Annotated in this window: 17 protein-coding genes and 2 pseudogenes; 12 read left to right on the top strand and 7 right to left on the bottom strand. The window is 66.5% G+C overall.

Annotated elements, in window-relative coordinates:
• Nucleotides 1-443 precede the first annotated feature (443 nt).
• Both ABD832_RS10325 and ABD832_RS10330 read left to right on the top strand, forming a co-directional pair.
• Nucleotides 444-3,368: a PQQ-dependent sugar dehydrogenase gene (locus tag ABD832_RS10325; RefSeq protein WP_344891829.1), complete on the top strand. Its 2,925-nt coding sequence runs from the start codon at nucleotides 444-446 to the stop codon at nucleotides 3,366-3,368.
• Complete coding sequence (locus ABD832_RS10330) at nucleotides 3,361-4,548, top strand: ThuA domain-containing protein (RefSeq protein ID WP_344891832.1); 1,188 nt, start codon at nucleotides 3,361-3,363, stop codon at nucleotides 4,546-4,548. Before ABD832_RS10325 ends, ABD832_RS10330 begins: the two co-directional genes overlap by 8 nt.
• Before the next feature lie 341 nt (nucleotides 4,549-4,889).
• Here the strand turns inward: ABD832_RS10330 and ABD832_RS10335 are convergent, their stop codons facing one another.
• A complete protein-coding gene (locus ABD832_RS10335; protein ID WP_344891835.1) occupies nucleotides 4,890-5,324 on the bottom strand; it encodes a hypothetical protein in 435 nt (144 codons plus the stop codon).
• A 36-nt stretch (nucleotides 5,325-5,360) separates the two neighbouring features.
• Here ABD832_RS10335 and ABD832_RS10340 point away from each other — a divergent pair, with 36 nt between their 5' ends.
• From ABD832_RS10340 to ABD832_RS42105, 7 genes are all read left to right on the top strand, one after another.
• A complete protein-coding gene (locus ABD832_RS10340) occupies nucleotides 5,361-6,167 on the top strand; it encodes a DUF6928 family protein (protein WP_344891838.1) in 807 nt (268 codons plus the stop codon).
• Nucleotides 6,168-6,455: 288 nt separating this feature from the next.
• Complete coding sequence (locus tag ABD832_RS10345) at nucleotides 6,456-6,755, top strand: hypothetical protein (protein WP_344891841.1); 300 nt, start codon at nucleotides 6,456-6,458, stop codon at nucleotides 6,753-6,755.
• 127 nt (nucleotides 6,756-6,882) lie between these two features.
• Nucleotides 6,883-7,419 carry a MauE/DoxX family redox-associated membrane protein gene (locus tag ABD832_RS10350; protein WP_344891844.1) on the top strand — a complete coding sequence of 179 codons (537 nt, stop codon included), beginning with the start codon at nucleotides 6,883-6,885 and terminating at the stop codon, nucleotides 7,417-7,419.
• A 50-nt stretch (nucleotides 7,420-7,469) separates the two neighbouring features.
• On the top strand, nucleotides 7,470-8,054 hold the full coding sequence (locus ABD832_RS10355) for a thioredoxin domain-containing protein (RefSeq protein ID WP_344891847.1): 585 nt from the start codon (nucleotides 7,470-7,472) through the stop codon (nucleotides 8,052-8,054).
• 2 nt (nucleotides 8,055-8,056) lie between these two features.
• Nucleotides 8,057-9,880, top strand: coding sequence for an ABC transporter ATP-binding protein (locus tag ABD832_RS10360; protein ID WP_344891850.1), 1,824 nt, complete (start codon nucleotides 8,057-8,059; stop codon nucleotides 9,878-9,880).
• Nucleotides 9,877-10,338, top strand: a complete 462-nt coding sequence (locus tag ABD832_RS10365) for a S26 family signal peptidase (RefSeq protein WP_344891853.1) — start codon at nucleotides 9,877-9,879, stop codon at nucleotides 10,336-10,338. The genes ABD832_RS10360 and ABD832_RS10365 overlap by 4 nt, the downstream gene beginning before the upstream one ends.
• Entirely contained in the window at nucleotides 10,328-10,441 is a 114-nt protein-coding gene (locus ABD832_RS42105; protein ID WP_425582579.1) for a S26 family signal peptidase, read from the top strand. The genes ABD832_RS10365 and ABD832_RS42105 overlap by 11 nt, the downstream gene beginning before the upstream one ends.
• A gap of 76 nt (nucleotides 10,442-10,517) precedes the next feature.
• Here ABD832_RS42105 and ABD832_RS10370 read toward each other — a convergent pair whose 3' ends face one another.
• Nucleotides 10,518-11,471: an AfsR/SARP family transcriptional regulator gene (locus ABD832_RS10370; RefSeq protein ID WP_344891856.1), complete on the bottom strand. Its 954-nt coding sequence runs from the start codon at nucleotides 11,469-11,471 to the stop codon at nucleotides 10,518-10,520.
• A 155-nt stretch (nucleotides 11,472-11,626) separates the two neighbouring features.
• Here ABD832_RS10370 and ABD832_RS10375 point away from each other — a divergent pair, with 155 nt between their 5' ends.
• Both ABD832_RS10375 and ABD832_RS10380 read left to right on the top strand, forming a co-directional pair.
• Nucleotides 11,627-11,794 carry a hypothetical protein gene (locus ABD832_RS10375; protein ID WP_344891859.1) on the top strand — a complete coding sequence of 56 codons (168 nt, stop codon included), beginning with the start codon at nucleotides 11,627-11,629 and terminating at the stop codon, nucleotides 11,792-11,794.
• A gap of 98 nt (nucleotides 11,795-11,892) precedes the next feature.
• The gene (locus ABD832_RS10380) at nucleotides 11,893-14,577 is read left to right on the top strand and encodes a helix-turn-helix transcriptional regulator (RefSeq protein WP_344891862.1); all 2,685 of its coding nucleotides are present in this window, start codon (nucleotides 11,893-11,895) and stop codon (nucleotides 14,575-14,577) included.
• Between the two features lie 113 nt (nucleotides 14,578-14,690).
• Here ABD832_RS10380 and ABD832_RS10385 read toward each other — a convergent pair whose 3' ends face one another.
• From ABD832_RS10385 to ABD832_RS10395, 3 genes and pseudogenes are all read right to left on the bottom strand, one after another.
• On the bottom strand, nucleotides 14,691-14,819 hold the full coding sequence (locus ABD832_RS10385) for a hypothetical protein (protein WP_344891865.1): 129 nt from the start codon (nucleotides 14,817-14,819) through the stop codon (nucleotides 14,691-14,693).
• Between the two features lie 67 nt (nucleotides 14,820-14,886).
• Nucleotides 14,887-15,288: a hypothetical protein gene (locus ABD832_RS10390; RefSeq protein ID WP_344891868.1), complete on the bottom strand. Its 402-nt coding sequence runs from the start codon at nucleotides 15,286-15,288 to the stop codon at nucleotides 14,887-14,889.
• Between the two features lie 504 nt (nucleotides 15,289-15,792).
• Nucleotides 15,793-16,796: pseudogene (locus ABD832_RS10395) on the bottom strand (IS5 family transposase).
• 246 nt (nucleotides 16,797-17,042) lie between these two features.
• Here ABD832_RS10395 and ABD832_RS10400 point away from each other — a divergent pair.
• Nucleotides 17,043-17,867, top strand: a complete 825-nt coding sequence (locus ABD832_RS10400; RefSeq protein WP_344891871.1) for a hypothetical protein — start codon at nucleotides 17,043-17,045, stop codon at nucleotides 17,865-17,867.
• 418 nt (nucleotides 17,868-18,285) lie between these two features.
• On the opposite strand, the gene ABD832_RS10405 is transcribed toward ABD832_RS10400, so the two are convergent.
• The gene (locus ABD832_RS10405; protein ID WP_344891874.1) at nucleotides 18,286-20,751 is read right to left on the bottom strand and encodes a hypothetical protein; all 2,466 of its coding nucleotides are present in this window, start codon (nucleotides 20,749-20,751) and stop codon (nucleotides 18,286-18,288) included.
• A gap of 567 nt (nucleotides 20,752-21,318) precedes the next feature.
• Nucleotides 21,319-22,080, bottom strand: a pseudogene (locus ABD832_RS42110) (NB-ARC domain-containing protein); the annotation flags it as partial.
• Nucleotides 22,081-22,341 lie beyond the last annotated feature (261 nt).

The following is a 22,341-nucleotide window of genomic DNA, read 5'->3' on the forward strand; positions in this document are numbered from 1 at the left end:
CTGAGGGGACCATGCCGGCCTGCCGGACGCCACCGGGTCGGCGATCATGAAGAGAGCGCTCCCTGTCAAAGGGTGGTCGCGTTCACCTTTCATGCCGACGACGGAGTGCCACGGAACGGGCTCATCCCGGCGGCCGACCGGAGACGAGGCGGAAACGCTCTCCCGAAGAGCCACCGGTTCGGCCAGCTCAGGGGGCATCGGCACGATACAACAGGACGGCCGGGGAGCGTTCCCCGAAGCGCGTCGATGTTCGCCGGGGGTGTGCGGGCTGTTTCCGTCAGGTTAAACAACCTCTTGACAAGGATTGTCGAGCAAGAGCAATCTCGGGTTGGGAGAGCGCTCCCTCAGCTTTGTCCTCGGTGTCCCCCTCCAGAGACCCCGAACCCCCTGCCCCGTGACCCTGACCACCGGTCCACCCCCCACAGAGACCTGGAGTCTCGCCCATGGCCTCGCTCCGCCGATGGTTACCACCCCTGACCGCTCTCCTCACCCTGTCCGCGCTCCTGCACCCGCTCCCGGCCACCGCGACCGCGACCGCCGCGACCGCCACCGCTGCGACCGCCGCCACCGTGATCGCGACCGGCACCACGACCGCCGCCGCGGCGCCGGCCGCCGCTTCGGCGAGTGCCGCCGCCCCGCCCGTCGACCCCACCAAGTTCCAGCAGGTCACGCTGGCCAAGGGGGTCGCCGAGGTGGGGGAGCCCATGACGATGGCGGTGCTGCCCGACCGCTCCGTCCTGCACACCGCCCGTGACGGCACGGTCCGGATCACCGACGCCGCCGGGAACACCAAGGTTTCGGGCAAGCTCTCCGTCTACTTCAACGACGAGGAGGGCATGCAGGGCGTCGGCGTCGACCCCGGCTTCGCCACGAACCGGTTCGTCTACCTCTACTACGCGCCGCCGCTGTCCACGCCGCCGAACGGTTCCCCGCCCGACGGCACCGCGGCGGAGTTCGCGCGGTTCGACGGCGTCAACCGGCTCTCGCGCTTCAGGCTGAACACCGACGGCACACTCGACCTCGCGAGCGAGAAGAGCGTGCTGGAGGTCAGGGCCAGCCGCGGCGCCTGCTGCCACGTCGGCGGCGACATCGACTTCGACGCCGCGGGCAACCTCTACCTGACCACCGGCGACGACAGCGAGCCCGGGTTCAACGACGGCTACGCCCCCCTGGACGACAGGCCGAACCGCAACCCCGCGCTCGACGCCCAGCGCGGCGCCGCCAACACCAACGACCTGCGCGGCAAGGTGCTCCGCATCAAGGTCAACGCCGACGGGTCGTACTCGATCCCGGCCGGGAACATGTTCGCACCGGGAACCGCGAACACCCGCCCGGAGATCTACGCGATGGGCTTCCGCAACCCGTTCCGCATGAGCGTCGACAAGGCCACCGGCGTCGTCTACCTCGGCGACTACGGCCCCGACGCCGGCACCGCCGGTCCCCGCGGGCCCGCCGGCCAGGTCGAGTTCAACCGGATCACCGGGCCGGGCTTCTTCGGCTGGCCGTACTGCACCGGCAACAACACCCCGGCCGAGACCTACGCCCGTTACAACTACGACACCGCGACGGTCGGCGCGAAGTACGACTGCGCGGGCGGCCCGGAGAACACCTCGCGCAAGAACACCGGCCTGGTCAAGCTGCCCGCGGCCAAGCCCGCCTGGATCACCTACGACGGCTGCAGCCTGCCGGAGTTCGGCTGCGGCGCGGAGTCGCCGATGGGCGGCGTCGTCTACCGCTACTCCGCCGCGCTGAACTCGCCGGTCAAGTTCCCGCAGTCGCTCGACGGGCACTTCCTCGCCGGCGAGCTCCAGCGTCAGTGGATCAAGGACATCGAGGTCACCGCGAACGGCACCCGGGGCACCATCCAGCCCTTCCCCTGGTCGGGCAAGCTGGTGATGGACATGGCGTTCGGCCCCGACGGCGCCCTGTACGTGCTCGACTACGGCACCGGCTGGTTCAACGGCAACGAGCACTCGGCGCTGTACCGCATCGAGCACATCGGGACCGGCGGGCGCGCGCCCATCGCCAAGGCCACCGCGGACAAGGTCTCCGGGAAGGCGCCGCTGACCGTGGCGTTCTCCTCGGCGGGCAGTTCCGACCCGGACGGCGACGCGCTCACCTACTCCTGGGCGTTCGGCGACGGCGGCACCTCCACCGCGGCCAATCCCACCCACACCTACACCACCGACGGCAGGCGGATCGTCACGCTGACCGTCAGGGACGGCACCGGCAACACCGCGACGGCCAACGTCGAGATCAACGTCGGCAACACCGCGCCCGTCGTGCGGATCGACCTCCCGCTCAACGGGCAGGTGTTCGGTTTCGGCGACGCCGTGCCGTACCGGATCACGGTCACCGACGCGGAGGACACGACGATCGACTGCGCGAAGGTGAAGATGACCTACATCCTCGGTCACGACACCCACGGCCACCCGCTCGCCAGCGCCAACGGCTGCTCGGGCACGATCCAGACGCCCGGTAACGGCGAGCACGACGGGGCCGCCAACCTGTTCGGGGTCTGGGACGCCGAGTACACCGACGCGGGCGGGCTGACCACCCACACCCAGCACGTCACCCAGCCGAGGAACCGGCAGGCCGAGCACTACACCACCTCCCAGGGCGTCGCCCAGTACGACAAGCCGGCCGCGCACGGAGCCAAGACCGTCGGCAGCATCGAGAACGGCGACTGGATCTCCTTCGACCCCTACGTCCTGAGCGGCGTCACCAGGCTCACCGCCAGGGTCTCCTCCGGCGGGGCCGGCGGGACGATCCAGGTCAGGGCGGGGTCGGCCACCGGGACCCTGCTGGGCACCGCCACCGTGGCGCCGACCGGCGGGTGGGAGACGTTCGTCGACGTCTCCACCACCCTGACGAACGCCCCGGCCGGAACCACCAGGCTCTTCCTGGTCTTCGCCGGGGGGACGGGGGCGTTGTTCGACGTGGACGACTTCACCCTGACCACCGGGGGCCCGCCCACGGGCACGCTGCTGTCGGCAGGGCGCCCGGTCACCGTGTCCTCGACCGAGAACGCCGCCTCCGCGGGCTCCAACGCGGTGGACGGCAACCTCGGCACCCGCTGGTCGTCGGCCTTCTCCGATCCGCAGTGGATCTCGGTGGACCTGGGGTCCGCCCGGCAGGTGAACCGGGTGAAGCTGCAGTGGGAGGCCGCGTACGGCAGGGCATACCGGATCGAGACCTCGCCCGATGGAACGACCTGGACGCAGGCGCACGCCACGACCGCCGGTGACGGCGGCGTGGACGACGTGACCTTCACCGCGACCGGTGCCAGGTACGTGCGGGTGTACGGCACCCAGCGCGCGACCGCGTACGGCTACTCCCTCTGGGAAATGGAGGTCTACGGTGCGTAATGTCATCGCGGTCGTCACCGCGTTGTTCGTCCTCATGATCGGTCTGGGTGCTCCGGCCCTGGCGGCCGATCCGGCGTACAAGGTCCTGGTCTTCTCCAAGACGGCCGGGTTCCGGCACGACGCCATCCCCGCGGGCATCACCGCGTTGCGCGGGCTGGCGACCGAGAACGGCTTCACCGTCGACGCCACCGAGGACGCCGGCGCCTTCACCACCGCCAACCTCGCCCAGTACCGGGCGGTCGTCTTCCTGCTGACCACCGGCGACGTGCTCAACGCCACGCAGCAGACGGCGTTCGAGTCGTACATCGCGGGCGGGGGCGGATACGTGGGCGTCCACGCCGCCTCCGACACCGAGTACGACTGGCCCTTCTACGGCGGCCTCGTCGGCGCCTACTTCGCCTCCCACCCCGCCATCCAGCAGGCGACCGTACGGGTGGAGGACCGCACGCACCCCTCGACGGCCCACCTCCCGGCGACCTGGGTTCGCACCGACGAGCTGTACAACTACCGCACCAACCCCCGTTCCACCGCCCACGTGCTCGCCACGCTGGACGAGTCGACCTACTCCGGCGGGTCGATGGGGGCCGACCACCCGATCTCCTGGTGCAAGGCATACCAGGGCGGACGGTCCTGGTACACCGGTCTCGGCCACACCAGCGCGTCCTACACCGAGCCGAACTTCCGCGCGCACCTGTACGGCGGGCTCCGCTACGCGGCCGGGGTCGTCCCGGGCAACTGCGGGACCACCCCGACCCCGACCCCGACGCCCACCCCCACGCCGAGCCCGGGTGTCGTGCTGCTGTCGTCCGGGCGTCCGGTCACGACCTCCTCCACGGAGAACGGGGCGTTCGTCGGGAGCAACGCGGTGGACGGCAACGGCGGCACGCGCTGGTCGTCGGCGTTCTCCGACCCGCAGTGGATCTCGGTGGACCTGGGGTCCGCCCGGCAGGTCAGCCGGGTGAGACTGCAGTGGGAGGCGGCCTACGGCAGGGCGTACCGGATCGAGACCTCGGCCGACGGAACGACCTGGACGCAGGCGCACGCCACGACCGCCGGTGACGGCGGCGTGGACGACGTGACCTTCACCGCGACCGGCGCCAGATACGTGCGGGTGTACGGCACCCAGCGCGCGACCCCGTACGGCTACTCCCTGTGGGAGCTGGAGGTCTACGGAAGATAGGCCGCCGGGGCCGCGACAGCCGGCCCCGGAGGTTTCGAGGTTTCCGGCGACGAGAATCCCGGTCCGGTGCGCCGGGCCGGGATTCCCGGCGTTTCCCGGCGGTCGCCGCACGTGCGCGGCCCGAAGGTTCGAGGCTGCTGGCAGCGCGTGCCGCAGCCGCTGGGCATGGCGGGTGCATTCCCCAATCAGTGTCTTGTGCGCTCGCGTCACCATCTTGATCGCTTCGGCTTCGGACTTTTAGCAGGGCTCCCGAAGGGGCTCAGGGGGACGAAGTGCTCACCCGCGGCGGCTACCGGTTCGAGTCTGCCCAGCAGCAGACCCGGTAACTCTGATCAGGGGGATCAGCCCTCCTCAGGCGATCGCCAGGGCAGCACCTTCGCGTCGGGATAGAGCAGCGAGATCCTGTCCAGCACCTCCTGCATGGTCGTCTCCACGTCCCACCACGTGCTGTCCAAAGCACGTATCGTCAGGTCGACGATCGACCCGTCCGCGTCGTGAGCGGTCAGCTCGCCGTCAATGAGCTGAGCATCATTTCCGAACATCGCGATGAGTTGCCCGGTCTCCATGAGACGGCCTTCTGCGGTTTCGGTGATCTCCTGATAGCGAGGGCTGAGCAGTTCGTCCACCACCAGCCGCCACCGGTAGCCCTCGATGATCGAACCTAAAGATGTGAGAAGGTCCGCGAGGGTGACACGCCCCTCGTCGCGCCAGCACTGAAAAGTCAGACCGCTTTTCGCCATTGGACGGCTTCCTCTCGTACCGGTGCGAACGGTCACCACGCGACAATGCTGCCCTGACCGTCTCTGAACCGCATGCATGATGATCGCTTCGATCGGCTCCCGGCGCCATCGTTACCACCCCGTCTCATTACGGTTGGCTCGTCCTTGTTCGAGACATCGACCGAGAGGGAATTCATGGGAGCCAAGACCGGACTGCTGGCCTACGCCGAGGGTGAGATCGCCCAGGCACTACGCCGGGCATCCGAACCGAGCACCGAAGAGACGGTCACGATGATCGGACGTCTCTATCCCGGTCATCACGTGGAACGGACCGACGACAGCTCACTCGGCGAGGAGATCCATCCCCCCGAGGGGATCACCTACGCCGCGAGTCTGCCGGGCGTGGACATCGTCTGCGACCGGCGCTTCATGATCGACCATCCGTCCCGGCTGCCCGCTCATCTGATCGAGGCGAGCGCCGGGCGGAGGCTCGTCCTGCACGCGATGCACAGCGTGGTCGACTGGCTCGCCTTCGCCGTATGGGAGAACGGCCGGCTGGTCCGCTCACTCAGCCTGTCGCCGGACAGCGGAATCCTGGAGAACATCGGTCGGCCGTTCCCGTTCGAAGCTCCCTACTGGGCCGGGGAGCACCCCGTGGACCCGGATCCCTCCCGGGAGGACGAAGAACCGTATCCACTGCCGTTCCACCCCCTCGAGCTGGGTGAAGAGGCTCTTCGGGCGTTGTTCGGCTTCGTCGTGGAGGGAATGCCGGGACCTGACGACGTCGACCCTGACGACGTCGGTCTGTGCGGCTTCCGTCTCACCGAGTCCACGGGCTCAGAACCGGCTGACGAGAAGACCGATCCGGAGGCGGCCGTCAGAGCCACGGAGCACTCGTGACGCCACCGCATGGGTCCGAACGGCCCTCGGATCGAGATGACGACGACCGAACAGGCCCACACCGGCCGCGCCCGGTCCTGCACCGCGCACGACGGACGACGACCGGCCGAGAACCCGTTCGACGGTGTGGCGCCGCCGGTGAGAATTCCGGGATCGGCCAGGGCCGGACGCGTGTTCCCCGGCCATGCCGCGTGTATGCGGTTTCCATGCGGGGCCTTCCTAGATTGATCCGTGTCGCAGTGTTCGGCTCCCTCGCAGAGGAGCCGTCATGAGAGAGAAGGTCAACCGATGGTTCGGATCGTTCGGTCGTTCGCCGACCGGCTGCTGGAGAGCCTGGTCCCCAGCACGCGGGCGCAGGCGATGGCGTGCGTCGAGGGGTGGCAGGAGTACACCTGCCCTCCCGTCGGGGGAATGCCGTACCCCACGAGGGGTCTGAAGCGGGTCAAGACCTGCAACGGTGTGACGCAGGTGCTGGAGACGCTGCCGTGCGGCACGCCGATCTGCGGTGGGAACAGCTCACCCTACGGGCCCTTCGTCCCCCTGCACCCGTGCCCGCCCTCCCCGTGCCCGCCGTTCATGGTGTGCTGAGCCGGGCCGTCCGGTGGTCCGGGCCGCCCCGGCCGGACCCGTCAGGTGAGTGACCACCTCCATCAGGGAGGGACGGGTGCCGCGACTGGCGAAGAGTCGCGGCACCCCCTCCAGATTAGGGATTTCCATGGAGTACGTCCTGGTCTGCTGCCGGCTTCTGGTCGGTGTGGTCTTCGTGGTCTCGGCGGTGGGCAAGATCCGCACCCGCGGCGGCTACGCCTCCTTCCGCGCCGCCGCCGGTGAGCTGGCGCCGTGGCTGCCCCCGGTGCCGAGGGCCCTCGTGCCGCCCGCGGTCGTCGCGGGTGAGCTGGCCGCGGCCGTGCTGCTCGCGGTCCCGTCCACGGCCGGTGCGGGGTTCGTGATCGCGGTGGTGCTGCTGGCCGCGTTCACGGTCGCGATCGCGACGGCCGTGCGCCTCCGCCGGCACGTGATCTGCAACTGCTTCGGTCCCTCGTCCACACCGGTGGGGCCGGGGCGGCTCGTCCACAACGGGGTGCTGCTCGTCGCCTCGCTGACCGGGGTGGTGCTCTCCTTCGGCACCGCGTCCGTGTCCGTCGCGCTGGAGCCGGCCGGTGTCACGGCGGCGGCGGTCACCGGCGTGATGGGGGCCGCTCTGGTGCTCCTCGCCGACGACATGACCGAGCTGTTCCGGCCGCTCGTCTGACCACCGCGGGCGACGGCGAACGTCCAATCGTGGAACCACTAAGGATGATCATGCTGAATGTCGTTGTGGTGCTCGTCGGCGCGGTCATGGTGCTGTGCGCGTTCGACATCGTTCTCACCGTGGGAGTGGCCCGGAGGCTGCGCGCGCAGGGCGAACTGCTGGCGCGGCAGGCCGCTCTCCTCCCGGCCGGTCATCCGCCGCCCGGTGATCTCCCGCCGGTCATGCGCGAGGCCGGGGAGCGGCTGGGCGCCTTCCGTACCGCCGCCACGGACGGTACGCCCCTCGACGAGGGGTTCTTCGCCGACGCCCCGGCCCTCGTGGCGGCGTTCTCCGTCGGCTGCCCCGCCTGTGAGGAGCGGCTGCCCGAGTTCATCAGGTTCGCCCCGTCCTTCGCCGGCCGTGAGCGCGTGCTCGCCCTCGTCGTCGGCACCGACGGCACCGACGGCGCGGCCGAGAAGGCCGCGCTCCTGGAACCGGTGGCCACCGTGGTGGTGGAGAAGATCCACGGCGGGCCGGTGTGCGGATCGCTGGGGGTCAGGGCCTATCCGGCGCTGGCGATCGTCGACCCGGGCGGCGTCGTCCGCGCCTCCGGCACCCTGCTCCAGGACGCGGCGGCCGCCCTGGAAACGGTCTGACCATGCGGAAGATCATCGTCGCGTTACGGCTGAGCTGGCAGGCCGGCCCGCTGCTCACCGCCGTCGTCGTCACGCTCACGCTGGCGACCGCGCCGGCACCGGTCGTGACGGCATGGCTGACCAAACTGATACTGGACGACATCACCGCCGGAGTCTCCCCCGCCACGGTCGCGGGGAAGGGCGTCGCGCTCGCCGGCACGATCGTGGTGACCGGTCTGATACCGCACGTCACCCAGTACGTCTCCCGTGAGATCGAACGCCGTGTCGGGCTCCTGGCCCAGGAACACCTGTTCGTCACGGCCGAGCGCTTCGTGGGCATGGCCCGTTTCGAGGACCCCGCCTTCCTCAACCGGATGCAGATGGCACTGCAGCACGGCGCCACCACCCCCGGGGTGATGGTCTCGGCCGCCCTGTCGGTCGTCCGCTCCGTCGTCACCGGTCTGGGCTTCCTGGGGTCGCTGACGGTCATCTCCCCCTGGCTGCCCGCGGTGATCCTCGTCTCGGTCCTGCCGATGCTGGTCGTGGAGCTGTCGATGGCCCGCCGCCGAGCCGGTCTGTCGTGGCGGCTGAGTCCGATCGAACGCCGGGAGATGTTCTTCCGCGATCTGCTGACCAGTGCCCAGGCCGCCAAGGAGATCCGGTTGTTCGCCATCGGCACCTACCTGCGTGAGCTCATGACGGCCCAGCGGCGCCGCTCCAACAGGGAGAACCGCGACATGGACCGCCGCGAGGTCGGCGTCCAGGCCCTGATCGGCCTGGGGAGCGCCGCGGTGTCGGGCGGGACGCTGCTGTGGGCGGTACTCGCCGCCGCCGGTGGCCGGATCAGCGTCGGTGACATCTCGCTGCTGGTCGCCTCGGTGGGCGGCGTGCAGGGCGCGAGCGTGTCACTGGTGCACACCATCGCCCAGTGCCACCGTCAGCTGCTCTTGTTCGACCACTACCTGCAGGTGGTCGCCGCCGAACCCGACCTGCCCGTCGCCCGCTCCCCCCGGGCGATCGCGCCGCTGGCGCGCGGGATCGTCTTCCGCGACGTCTGGTTCCGCTACTCCCCCGACCACCCCTGGACGCTGCGCGGCCTCGACCTGACCATCCCCTGCGGCCGGACGGTGGGCCTGATCGGCCGGAACGGCGCGGGCAAGAGCACACTGATCAAACTCCTGTGCCGGATGTACGACCCCGAGCGCGGCGCGATCCTGTGGGACGGCGTCGACCTGCGCGACCTGGACCCCGCCGACCTGCGTGCCCGCATCGGCGCGGTCTTCCAGGACTACATGGAGTACGACCTGACCGCGGCCGAGAACATCGGCCTGGGCGATCTGGCGTACCTGCACGACCGCGAGCGCATCACCGCCGCGGCCGTCGACGCCGGAGCCCACGAGTTCGTCGGCCGCCTGCCCCGTTCCTACGACACCCTGCTGTCCCGGCTGTTCCTCCAGGGGGAGGACACCTCCGAGGACACCTCCGGCGCCCTCGGCGTGACCCTGTCGGGAGGTCAGTGGCAGCGGCTGGCCCTGGCGCGCGCGCATCTGCGTACCGGGCACGACCTGATGATCCTGGACGAACCCAGCTCCGGCCTGGACGCCGAGGCCGAGTACGAGATCCACCGCAGGCTGCGGCAGCGCCGGGCGGGCCGTACCAACGTGCTGATCTCCCACCGGCTCAACACCGTGCGCGATGCCGACCTGCTGGTCGTGCTCGACGAGGGAACCGTCGTCGAGCAGGGCACCCACGAGGAACTGGTGTCCCGCGGCGGCGTCTACGCCGACCTGTTCTCCATGCAGGCCGAGGGCTACCTGGAGGTCCTTCCCGGACAGGCCGGTCGGTGACCGCTCCGCTCGCCCCGATCCTCGTGCCGCTCGCAGCCGGTGCCGCGGCTGTGCTGTGGGCTCGCCGGAACCTCCTGGTGGCGATCGTCTCGGGCGCCAGCATGCGTCCCACCCACCGGTCCGGCGACAAGGTGCTGGTACGGCGCCTGCACCCCGGCCGGATCCGGGCGGGCGACATCGTCGTGGCCGACATCGTGGCCGTCCCGGAGATCGTGCCCGTCCCGGAGCCCGTGGCAGCGTTCTCGTACGACGGGATCCGGCACGCCGCGCGTCGTGGCGCGGCCGGGACGGGCAGGCCGCGCGGAGCGGTCCCCCCCGTGGAGGTCCTCTCCCGGTTCCGCCCCCAGCCGGGTCGTCAAGAGGGTCGCCGCCGTCCAGGGGGATCCCGTCCCCGCCTCGGTACCCCACGGGGCGGGCGAGACCTCGGTCCCCGGCGGGTGCGTCGTCCTGCTCGGTGACAATCCGGAGGAGAGCCTGGACTCCCGCCATTTCGGATACGTGCCCGTGGCGGACGTGGTGGGCAAGGTGGTCGGGGTCCTCTCCCCGGCAGGTGGCCGGTGAGGCGCCCGGCCGACGCCCGCCGGGACCGCCGCCCGGTCCGCGGGAGATCCCGGCCGGGATCCCGGTCCGTGCCCGGTCAGGCAGGGGGGCGGCCCACGGCGGGGGCGGCGGGGGCGGCGGGGGCGGCGGGGGCGGCGGGGGCGGCGGGGGCGGCGACGGATTTCCCGTCGACGAAGAGCAACCGGCGTGGCCATGCGGGTTCGGGGCGGGCCTGCCCCGGGCCCTCGCCCCGGTGGCGGGAGAAGGGGTCGCGGACGGCGTCGTCGTCCCGGCGGAGGACGGAGAGGTGGAGCTCGCGCAGCTCGGCGGACGGGTCCAGGCCGAGGTGGTCGCTGAGCGTCGCCGTGGCGGAGGTCCACGCCGAGATCGCTCCCGCCGCGTTGCCGCCGAGATAGTGCGCACGCATCAGGTGCGCCCACGAGGTCTCCCGGAAGGGGGCCGCGGCCAGGATGTCCAGGATCTCGGGGACGAGGTCGAGCGCGCGGCCCAGGCCCAGCCGGGCCTCCACCAGGCGTTCCCGTACCGTCAGATGCAGTTCGTCGAGGGCGGCGAAGCGGGCTCTCATCTGCTCCGAGGCGGCGCAGTCCTGCCCGGCGGGCCCCTGCCACAGGCCGAGCGACTCCTTGAGCGCCGCCTCGGCCGCTCCGGTGCGCCGGGCGCGCAACTCGGCGAAGCCCTGGGCGGCGAGCCGCTTGAACCTGATCGCGTCGACCTCGTCCGGCTCGACGAGCAGGCGGTATCCCCCGCCCCCGCCCCGCAGGGTGACCAGGCGCTCCTGCAGGGAGAACGCCGTCAGCTGACTCCGTAGCCGGGCCACGTGCAGGCGCAGGTTCTTCCGGGCCGAATCCGGGGACTCGTCCCAGAGGGACCCCATCAGCCGCTCCATGGAGACCGATCGCCCCTCGTCGAGGAGAAGGGCCGCGAGCACCCCTCTGACCGGCGCCGACGTGACACCGGCGGATGTCTCCGCGTTCTCGATCCGAACGCTTCCGAGCAGGCGGAACAGCATTTCTGTGACCCCTCTGGTCATTGAAGGACGGTTTCTCGCCCGGGGCGGGAAAGGGGGGCGGCCATCCACGCTGACGGTGTGCCCGGGGCGGACCGCCGGCCCGCGGACGTCATGCCGTACGGCACGGGCGGGTGGCAGTTCGCCTATCAGGATGGGGACGCCGCCGGGGAGCAGGCATGAGTGACGACTACTCAATTTCCGGCGACGCTCGCGCGGCCTCCGGCGTCCTCTCCCCATCCCGCGCTATTCCGGTCATCCAAAATCACGATGATCGTCGATATTTATATGCCCATTCTTCTGCGGCGGGACCGACGACCGACTCTGAAATCAATTCGATATCCTGACGTTTCTGAAATAGCGTCTGAATGGTGCTCACAGAGCCTGCGCACCGACGAGTTCGTCCCGGCTGCTGGAGCCGCAGGACTGGCGGAGGTATCACGGGATGGTCGGGGAGAACCTGCTGGGGCGGTGGCCGCTCGTAGGGCGTGCGTCGCACCTGGAGACGTTCGACGAGTCCCTGCGCGACCCCCGGGTCAGGGGCTTCATCGTCTTCGGGCCGGCGGGAGCGGGGAAATCCCGCCTGATGGAGGAGTGCCTGAAGCGGGCGGAGGCAGCCGGCCTGCGCATCGGCCGTGCGGTGGCCACCGCGGCCGCCGCCTCGATTCCCCTGGGGACCATCGCTCATCTGCTGCCCGACGAGGCGGACCTGTCCGATCCGGTCACCGGGTTCGCCTCGGTGGCGCGACTGCTGTCGCGGTCCGGAAAGGCCCCGGCTCCGATGGTGATCGGGGTGGACGACGTCCACCTGCTCGACACGACCTCGGCGGTGCTGCTGAGGCAGCTGATGGACATCGGCGTGATCTTCCTCCTCGGCTCGGTGCGCTCGGGGGAACCGCCCGGCACCGCGGTGGCGACGCTGTCGCGCGGGGACGCGGTGCGGCAGGTGAACCTCGTCGACTTCGAGCGTCCGCAGGTCGAGACCCTGCTGGAACAGGTCCTCGGAGGGACCGTGGGCACCAACACGGTCAACCAGATGTTCACCGCCAGCGGTGGTAACCCGCTCTACCTGCGCGAACTGGTGATCGGAGCGGTGACCGGCGGGATCCTGACCTGCGACGGCGAGCTGTGGGAGATGACCTCGGGCCGGCTACCGGGGACGCGGCGCATGACCGACCTCATCCGCTCCCGGCTGTCGGCCGCATCGCCCGAGGGCCGTGACGTGCTGGAGGCCCTGGCACTGTGCGAGCCGCTGTCCATGGCTCAGCTCACCGCCGACGCCGAGCCCCGGACGCTCGACGAGCTCGAACGGACAGGACTGATCGTCGTCGGCAGGGAACGGCGGCGCACCACCGTCCGGCTGGCGCACCCCCTCTACGGCGAGGTTCTGCGCGCCGACATCACCGCGGTCCGGCGCCAGGAAACGCTGCTGCGCCACCTCTCCCTGCTGGAGAAAAGCGGGGCCCGGCGGCGTGAGGACGCGATGCGACTGGCCACCTACCGGCTGGCGACCACCGGTACGGCGGACCCGGCACTGCTCATGCGGGCCGCGGCCCTGGCCACCCATACGCGCGCCTACACCCGTGCGCTCTCCCTCCTGCGCGCCGTCCCCGAGGAATGGCACGACGTCCGGTACCGGTTGCTTCTGGGCAAGACGCTGTACGAGGCGGGCGAGTTCGGGCAGGCCGAGACCGTGCTGTCGCGGGCGGGCGCGCTGGCCTGTGACGAGCAGGAGACGCTGCTCGTGACGGGCATGCGGGTGCAGAACCTCGTCTGGGGCCTGGGAGCCGCACCGCGGACGGTCCACGAGATCATCGAAGCGGCCCGCCGCCGGATCGCGAGCCCCTTCGGCCTCCAGGTCCTCACCGTCGCCGAGGCCGCCGGCCACTTCGGCCTGGCGGAGTTCTCGCGCAGCCTCGACCTGTGCTCGCGCCTGCCCCTGGACTCCGGGCCCGGGCCGGACGTGATGACGTGGCTGGTCGCCGCGACGACCAGGTCGGCGACGCTGGCGTTCGTGGGCCGCTGCGAGGAGGCGGTGACCTGGGCCCGGCGCGCCACCTCCGTCAGCGCGGCCGTCGACGCCGAGCTGTACTCCATGACCACCCACGAGGCGGCGCACCAGTCCATCCTCACGCTGGCCCTGGCGGAGAGCGGTCACCTGGCCGAGAGCCGGGCGGTGGGCGAGGAGGCCTACCGAACGCTCGCCCAGAGCCTGCCGAGCCCCGAGCAGAGACTCCTCGCCTTCCAGCTGGGACGTGCCGCGTGGCTGGCGGGCCATCCCGGGCAGGCCCGCCGATGGTACGCCGAGCTGATCCGGGCGGCACGCCCCTACACCGCGGTCGTCCTGCAGCTGGCGCTCTCCGGACTGGCCGCGTCGGCCGCCCTGCAGGGAGACCTGAAGGCGGCCGAGGCGGCCCTGGCCGAGTACGACCGGCTGACGCCCGCGGTGCACGTTCCCGAGGAGCGGTTGGGCGTGGCCTGGCTGCACGCCGCCCGAGGGGAGCTCTCCCATGCCCGGGCCGTCCTCACCGAGGCGGCGCGGGAGGCCGGGGAACGCGGGCATGTCGCGTTCGAGTCCGTCCTGCTGACCGACCTCGTCCGGCTCGGAGGAGCGTGCGAGGCCGCGGAGCGGCTGGCGGAGATCGCCGGGACGACCGGCGGCCGGTTCCACCGGGCGCGAGCCGACCTGGCCACCGCCTGGGCCGAAGGATGCCCCGACCGGCTGCTCGCCGCCGCCGAGGAGATGGAGGCCATCGGCGCCGACCTCCTGGCCGCCGAGGCGGCCGGCGTCGCCGCCGGAATCCTGCGGCAGGCCGGTGACTCCCACCGCGCCCGGGCCGCCGCGCTCCGCGCTCAGCTGCTCGCAGCCCGCTGCGAGGGGGCCCGGACTCCCGCCCTCGCCACGGGGGACAGCGGTGCCCGGCTGACCAGGAGGCAGCAGGAGATCGCACTGCTCGCCTCACAGGGGGTGCCCAGCAAGGACATCGCCGAGCAGCTGGGCATCTCGGCCCGTACCGTCGACAACCATCTGGGGCGCATCTACATGGAGTTCGGCATCACCACCCGCCGTGAGCTGAACACCCACCTCAACGGTGTGATTCCTACGGGATCGCGATCCCCCGGGACGTGACCTGCGTCCGTCCTCACCGACAAGGGGGACGCCCTCTCCGGCGGGGGAACGTCCTCTCCGACGAGGGCACGACCGAACCGGGACCCCCGCCGGATCAAGTGCCGGCGCCCGGGTCAGTAGCGCAGGTCCGCCAGAACGCCGTAATGGTCGGACGCCACTACCCCGTCGACGGGCTCGTCGCCGATCACCTCACAGCGCACCGGATGGCCCGCGCCGCCCCGGCGCGGCCAGACGGACAGCACATGGTCGATCCTGCGGTCGGGCCACAGCGCCGGCGCCGCCCACGGGTTGGCACCGGTCCAAACGATGTCACGTCGTCGACGCCCCACTGAGCGCGACGACGAGACTGGCGGTCGCGAGCATGAACGCAGCAGATGTTCCGACGTATCGCTCCGGCTTGCTTCGGGACACCGCATTGGGGATGACGCTGAGCGCAGCGAACCCGAACACCGCCCAGGTGCCGACAACTGCGACGGGCTCTGCCACTACGTCGATCCAGCCGGCACGGTCCAGGACCACGCCTGCGAACGCGACATAGAGCACCAGCGCGATACCGCTGCCGACCCGCAGCGGTCCCGGGAGGACCCGGTGCTGCCCGCCCCACGCAAGGCTCCCCCACGGCGCGCCGCACACGAGCGCCAGTTGTAAGCCCGACAGCAGGACGAGGACGACGACGAAGAGGACGACCAGGACAGGCACCAGCTCGTTCATGAGATCGTCCTCCAAGGGCCGAGGCACATCGCTGGGAAATTACGATATGTCGCGTTACACCCTTGAGTCAAGATATATCGCGTTAGCTATGGTGGCCGCACGCTTGGAAAGCTCCTTGTGGACCAAGGGGTGCGCATCCGCGTCGTGCAGGAACTCTTGGCCGCGTACGGGTGACCATCACCGAGCACTGCCCCCACGTGGCCGGCGAATTGATGCAGGACGCGAGCACCCGTGTGGGAGCCGCCCTCTGGGGTGATGAGTGAGAACCGCACCCTGACAGGATTCGAAGATCAAAAAGGCCCTCTCCCCGTACTCGGGAGAGGGCCTCTGATCTGCGGAGGCTCGGGGATTTGAACCCCGGATGGGCGGTAAACCCAAACCGCATTAGCAGCTCTGATCTTGCCCGTCCCGATCGGTCCCACCCGGACCAACGGGCGTGGTCGGTCCCTCTGGAACGGGGTTGAACGGGGCTGGATTGCAACTAGGGCGCGTATCGAGTCGTGATCAATTGATGGTCCGGGTGAGGTGCTTGACCCAGATCATTGAGGCGCGCAGATGGAGGCCGGCGAGGTAGCTGCCTGGGGTCTTGTCGTATCGGGTGGCGACGCCTCGCCAGGCCTTGAGCTTGTTGATCAGGCGCTCGACGGTGTTCCTTTCCTTGTAGAGGCCGGCGTCATGGCTGACAGGCCGACCGCCCGCGGAGCCCTTCTTCTTCCGGTTGGCGGCCTGGTCTTTCTTCTCCGGGATCACTGCCTTGATACCGCGTCTGCGCAGGTGGGCTCGGTTACCGCGGGAGGAGTAGGCCTTGTCGGCGGCGACCGCGTCCGGCCGGGTACGGGGGCGGCCGACGGGCATGCGGATGCGTATCTTCCCCAGCACGGGGATGAACTGCGGGCTGTCCGCGGCCTGGCCCGCGGTCAGCACGAACGCCAGCGGGCGGCCCTTGCGGTCGGCGGCCAGGTGAACCTTGCTGCTCTGCCCGCCCCTGGAGCGTCCCAGCAGGGCGGCCTTCAGTCGGAGTTTTCGTCGGCGCCGGAGGCGTCGCCGCTTCTCCCGCTCGGGATCGATCTCGGCGTCCTGTCCGTCTTGTTCTTCGAGACCGCCCCTTTTGACCTGGCCTTCTCCTCCTGGGCAGCTGCCTTCTCCAGTGCGCCGAGAACGTCCTGGCCCAGGTGCATCCCGGCCGCGTCGTGGTGAGCACGCGCGGTGGTGGAGTCGACGCCGGTCAGGGACAGGTCCACCTCACCCCGCTTGGCCGCTTCCGCGATCAGGCCCTCCAGCAGGGCCTCGAAGACGCCGGCGTCACGCCATTGCCGGAAGCGGTTGTGGACGGTCGACCAGGCACCGAACTCCCGCGGCATCTCCCGCCACTGTCCGCCGGTCCTGAACCGCCAGATCACCCCCTCGAACTGCTGCCGTAACCGCTCGGGATACGGGCCGTACTCGCCGATCGGCAGGTACGGCCCGATGAACTCCCACTCCGCGTCCGTCAGTTGCACTCGCGTCACGCAACAAGATCTACCGGTCCAGATCTCATCACGAGGGCGAATCAACAGATTGATCACGACCCAATACGCGCCCTAGAACTGCAACTAGGAACCGGTGAGCGCGAGGCGATTCCCGTTCGGCGATATATCCGATTTGTCGGCACGCGACCGGCTAACGTGATCGTTATCGAGCGGCTCAACGAGGGGCCAGCTGATCATAGGGGCGGATGGTGTCTCGTGCGAAGGACGATCGTGTGCCTATCCCTGGTGCTGCTCCTGTCCTCCTGTGGCTGGTTCCATCGCGTCTCGCCCGGAGAGTTCAAAGATCGCGCCCAGGAGGTGGTGGCGCGCTGGCAGGGATCGTCCGCCGACCGAGCCTGGCGTAAGGGGTTCGTTTCGCTGGAAGTGATGAATCCGCGGGGATGGGCCCGTGTGGGCCCCATTCCGGCCTGGGCGAACAGAAGCGCGCACAACGGCGCGTGGCAGCTGGCCACCACGCTGCCCGCGGATTCCCCGACCCGCGCGAATGTGCACTGGCCGGACGGTTCGGTCTCCCAGGTGCCGCTCGTCACGACGGCGAACGCGTACGCGGAGTTCAGCGAGCCGGCCGACTTCATCGAGGAGGAGTGCCCGGCCAAGGGATGCCGCCCGCTCCAGGTGACCGGTGTAGAACTGGACGAGGTGCCACTGGAGACCAGCCGCGGCACGGTCCAGGTGCCCGCATGGCTGTTCACCGTCAGAGGAGTGAAACAGAAGTACGTCCACGTGGCGGTCGACCCCTCGGCCGTCACCACCCGCCCCGAGCAGGTGCAGAACGAAGAGGTGACGGCGTTCGATCTCGTTGTCGGCAAGCCGGACGAGTTGCTTCTCCAGTACGGCTACGGCGCTTGTGACAGCATTCACGGAGCGCGTGCCTACGAGACCGATCACCTGGTGGTGGTCGACGTGGACGAGGAGTACTCCGGCGAGATGTGCCCCGCGATCCTCAAGACGGCCACGATCACCATCACGCTCACGCGACCGCTCGGCGACCGCCTCGTACTCGACTCCGGCACCGGGCTGCCAGTGGTGCGGGGAGTGAAAAGACGCTGACGGTCCGGGCTTCCCGTTTGGAGTTGGTGATAGGAACCCAACCCGCGCTGTCAGCTTGGGAAGTGCATGGATCGCGGCCTGCGGAGGCCCTGACCTGGGAAGCGTCTGGGTCATGCCTGACCGTGATTACCTCCTCCTTACCTTGCCTGATGGCAGGCTAATAGCACGTGGCAGGTCTGCCAGGGCATGGCGAACATGTAACGGCGAGTGTGCCCACCAGCTCCGATGGGCTGGGGCTGAGGAACGAAGTCCCAGCCCGCCGATCGCCCCCAGCCAGGGACAGTGGCAGACCATAGGAGGGCGATCGTAGGCGGAACTGAAGCAGTTCTGTTCCATTACGGCCCGAGTGAAAAGCATCTTGATCTTGGATGCGATTCTAGATGAGCTGCGGCCAATGCGACCGTGGTTGACAGATTTGCTAGTTAGAGGCCTCTGAGCTCGGCTGCGATATTAAATCTCGGGCATCTAAATAATTCCAGAGATGGATGCTCGATCGGCTTACCACAGCTAAGGCTGAGCTATTTGGCTGCCATTGACATTTGGTCGCATAGCCGTCCAGTCTAAGGCCCGCAACGCAAGCGCCAGACGCTACGTCCCACACTCTTACAGTTTGATCCCAGGAAGCGGTCGCCACCAAGGCCCCATCTTCGGAGATAGCCACCGACGCAACTATTCCAGTATGCCCTTTTAGGGATTGAAGTAGACGACCATCTTCTGCATCCCAAACTCGAACTTCTCCATCCCAACCACCTGTGACGATAATGCGGTCATCGCGAGATATTTCGATGGCCCTCACCATGCTCTCATGCCCGTCCAAGGCGTGCAGCAGAGCCCAGTCAGAGGTGGACCATACCCTCACAGTTCCGTCGTCGCTCGCGCTTACAAGCCAAGCACCAGAGGACGAGATGGCTAAGCGATTGACCCATCTCGAGTGTGCAACCAAGCGCTTAAGGAGCTTGCCGGTAGTTGAGTCCCAGATACAAACTTGATGATCATGACCCCCACTAGCAAACCAAGAGCCGTCTGGCGAAATTGATATTGCTCCAACTCGACCTTCGTGGCCAATTCTAACTCTAGGTTCTGTTCCATCACTCAAATCCCATATCTTTACAGTGCCGTCCCAGCAGCCGGCTACAACCCACCTGCTATGTGTGTCCAGGGAGTCGAGCTCCCCGTAAAGGACGCGCACAAGTGTTCCTGAGTCGACTTGCCAAACTCCAGCGTTTCTGCTCCAGCCCAACGCTACGATAAGACCTCTCGATTCAATATATTTGATATCGCGAATTCCACCTCGATTACCGCCTAATTTTCGGAGAACGTCCCCCGACGTGGAGTTCAGGAGTTGAAGCGTCCCTTGAGTGTCAGCTGCAATGAGGTAAAGCCCTGAGGGCAAAAAAATTATTGTTCCTTCACCGTGATCATCTTCATCTTCCCCGTGCGTGCTCAGCTCAACGTCCCAAAGCCGAATCGTGTCATCTGCCGCACCAGTGAATATATGTTCACCGTTGGGAGATACGACGACCGCCGAAACATTGGCTGTATGGCCAATCAAGCGGCCGCGCGAAGCGCCAGTTTGCCCATCCCAGAGACGAGCAACAGCGTCTCTACCTCCAGTAACGATTAGGCTGTCATCGACTGATATTGCGACACTATCCACTCCATGCTGACGCTCCAACTTCCCATGCTGAAGCCTAAATCGTGTGCTCGCGGTTTCAAGATCCCAAACAAGTACGGTTCCAATATTACTTGTGCTACTTACTGCCCACTTTCCGTCAGAAGAAATGGCGATAGATTCAACCGGCCCCGCCCAATTTCCCGTTACAGGTGCCCGAAGTTTCGTATGACCATCGAAAATGCCAACGATTTCCTTTGTGACACAATCAAAAATATGAACCTTACCTTCCCAGTCCCCTATGAGAATGCGCTGACCATCTCGAGAGATGGCTACCGCATTGCTGACACGGGAATAAATTGTCTCCTTTTTGAAACGAGAATATACTCTGGCGGCCCAGATTCTCGGAGTTAGTCGACCATGAATAATTTGGCATTTCCCATCCCTTGTATTCCAGATACGGGTTGTGCCATCGGCGCTTCCAGTCACTAAATGTCGGGAATCTGGAAACGCGGCCATGGCATAAATCGCGTCTTTGTGTCCAGCTAAGGAGTTTAGCAATTCTCCTGTGCTCGGATCCCAGACATGAATCACTCTGCCATAGCCGCCGCTGGCAATCCATGTTCCGTCTGGCGCAGAAGCCAGGCTACTGACCCATCCGCCATCTACAGAAAGAGTCTGTCGAGCTGAACCGCTTTTCGGGTCCCATACCTTTATCGTCCCGTCACCGCTGACACTGGCGAGCTGTTCGTCTCCACATAGCGCAAGATCAGCAATTCGATCGGTATGACCAACAAATATTCGAGCAACGGTCGTCGCTGATTGAAGCCTTGCCCATCTCCTAACTAGACACCCCGCTTCGCGCTCTTCTATTAAATAATTTGATGCATCCACGAATTCGGGTATTCCGATGATTGCATTCAATATGGGCGATGTTTCGTCGAGGCTATTATCAATCGGCACAAGTAGATGTGCATTAGATGCGATAATCGTCTTTAATGCTTCGACGCGTGGGTCATGGGCAATCAAATCACTTTCGGCACGAACCGGGCCATCGCGCTTGATCCTTGCACGCGCCCACCTAAGGTCACTATTCAAAGCAGCTAAGGCTGCCCAGTCTTCCGATTCTTGCAAATGATACGCCAGATTCCGCCAAACATAATCGGCCGAGTGAGGCATGCGCCACCATCTCGCATTTAAATTAGCGCTATCCACGTCATCATTAAGCAGAGATTTAGCACTTACCAGAAAGCGTCTATGGATGTACGCCAAACTGGCACCTACCTCTTTTCTTATAAAGGCTCGAAGGACATCGTGAATAGATATTGTCCCGTCCCTGTGAGTACTAACGAGAGAAAGAGTCGTTAGCCTGGCGCATAGAATGTCCGTATCATCAGAACTGGCATTGCTTATTGATTCCCATATAAGCCTGACCATCGTTCGAGGCACGCGTTCAGCATCGCGGAAGATCCCGAGTGCGTAGTATCTTTCTCGTTCGCTTTCACTCAATCTTTTGAGACTCAAATGTATAGTGGACGCTATCAGGCGACCTCTAAATGCCTCGTCCAAATGATTGTCGAGTGCGGCGGGCCCCATGTCTCGCAAAAGACGATCGTAAATTTCTATTGCGCGATCCAGGGGCATATTTTGCTCGACCATATCTGCAATCGCTGACCCAATTAGGGACAGCAAGAGAGGCCATCGCGATGCCTGTTCGATTAGAGCTCCTGTTATCCGACTGGGGTGATCTCCAATCCATCGGGATAGAAGGGTGTGCGCTTCGATGCTGGACATCTCACCGACTATCACCTTAGAGCTTTCTATTGGCCCTAGACTCGCAATCCGCGTCGTAACCATCCGTGTACAAGGTCTCCCACCTTGCAACAAGGGAGCAAGATGTTCGGCGTCCCAGACATCATCGACGACAAGCAGCGTAGGAGGCCGTTCATCTAACACTTGTCCGAGACGGTACCCTGCATGGATTGGATTTGATTCCTCTTCCCGCTGTCCAGTAAGGACTTCTACAAGAAACTGTATTTTTGCAGCTAATTCTACTGCCGATATCGACTCGCCCAGCGAAACCCATAGTATTCCACCAGGGTAATTTGCCTTTAACTTCCGACAAGCCTCTCGGGCTAGAACGGTCTTTCCGAACCCTCCTGGTCCTACAATTACGGTTGGGTGTGGGCCTGGACCCGACTCGCGAATATTTTCCACTACTTGGCCGAGCAAAGTAATTCTGGAAACCAGAGGCACGTCCTCATCTTCAACCATGAAGGGCGACTGGGCAGTGTGAGATTTCCCCGATCGTTTTCTTCTGGACTCTTGTCGAGGTTTAGAAGCCCATGCTGTGAAAACCGCCAGAATGAACGCTCCGGCAAGGGACGCTATTGCAATAGCAACATCGTTTCGCATTGCGGCATGGTCGTTGTCATGCCCCGAAGGCCAACCGTACGTAGTCCAGAGCCACCAAGAAGTGCCAGCGGTAGCGATAATTATTATTAGGGCGCCGAGCCATCTCATCATATGCGGACCTTTAAATTTAATCGAGAGTTGGGAAACGTTCGGGTTATTAAACCTTCCCCATACGCCCCGAGTCATTCTGTATGCATCTATGGTGACAGATCAAAGCGCGTTAGATCATCTTTATGGTTAATTAAGGGCTCATAGTGATGCACCTCGTGATTAAGCGCTAGGAACATAGACTTTTAGTGCTAAATATACAGACTGAGGAGGTGTCCGCAACGGTGAAGCCCTCAGATGGGCGGCAGAACAATGCGCTGGCGGTTGCTGGGCCGGCGAGTACTTTTAGCAACAGTGGTGGTGCTGATCGGTGGAGGGCCCGAGCCGTTGCCGACCGGG

It is taken from the genome of Streptosporangium longisporum (genome assembly GCF_039534895.1).
Classification (GTDB): Bacteria; Actinomycetota; Actinomycetes; order Streptosporangiales; family Streptosporangiaceae; genus Streptosporangium; species Streptosporangium longisporum.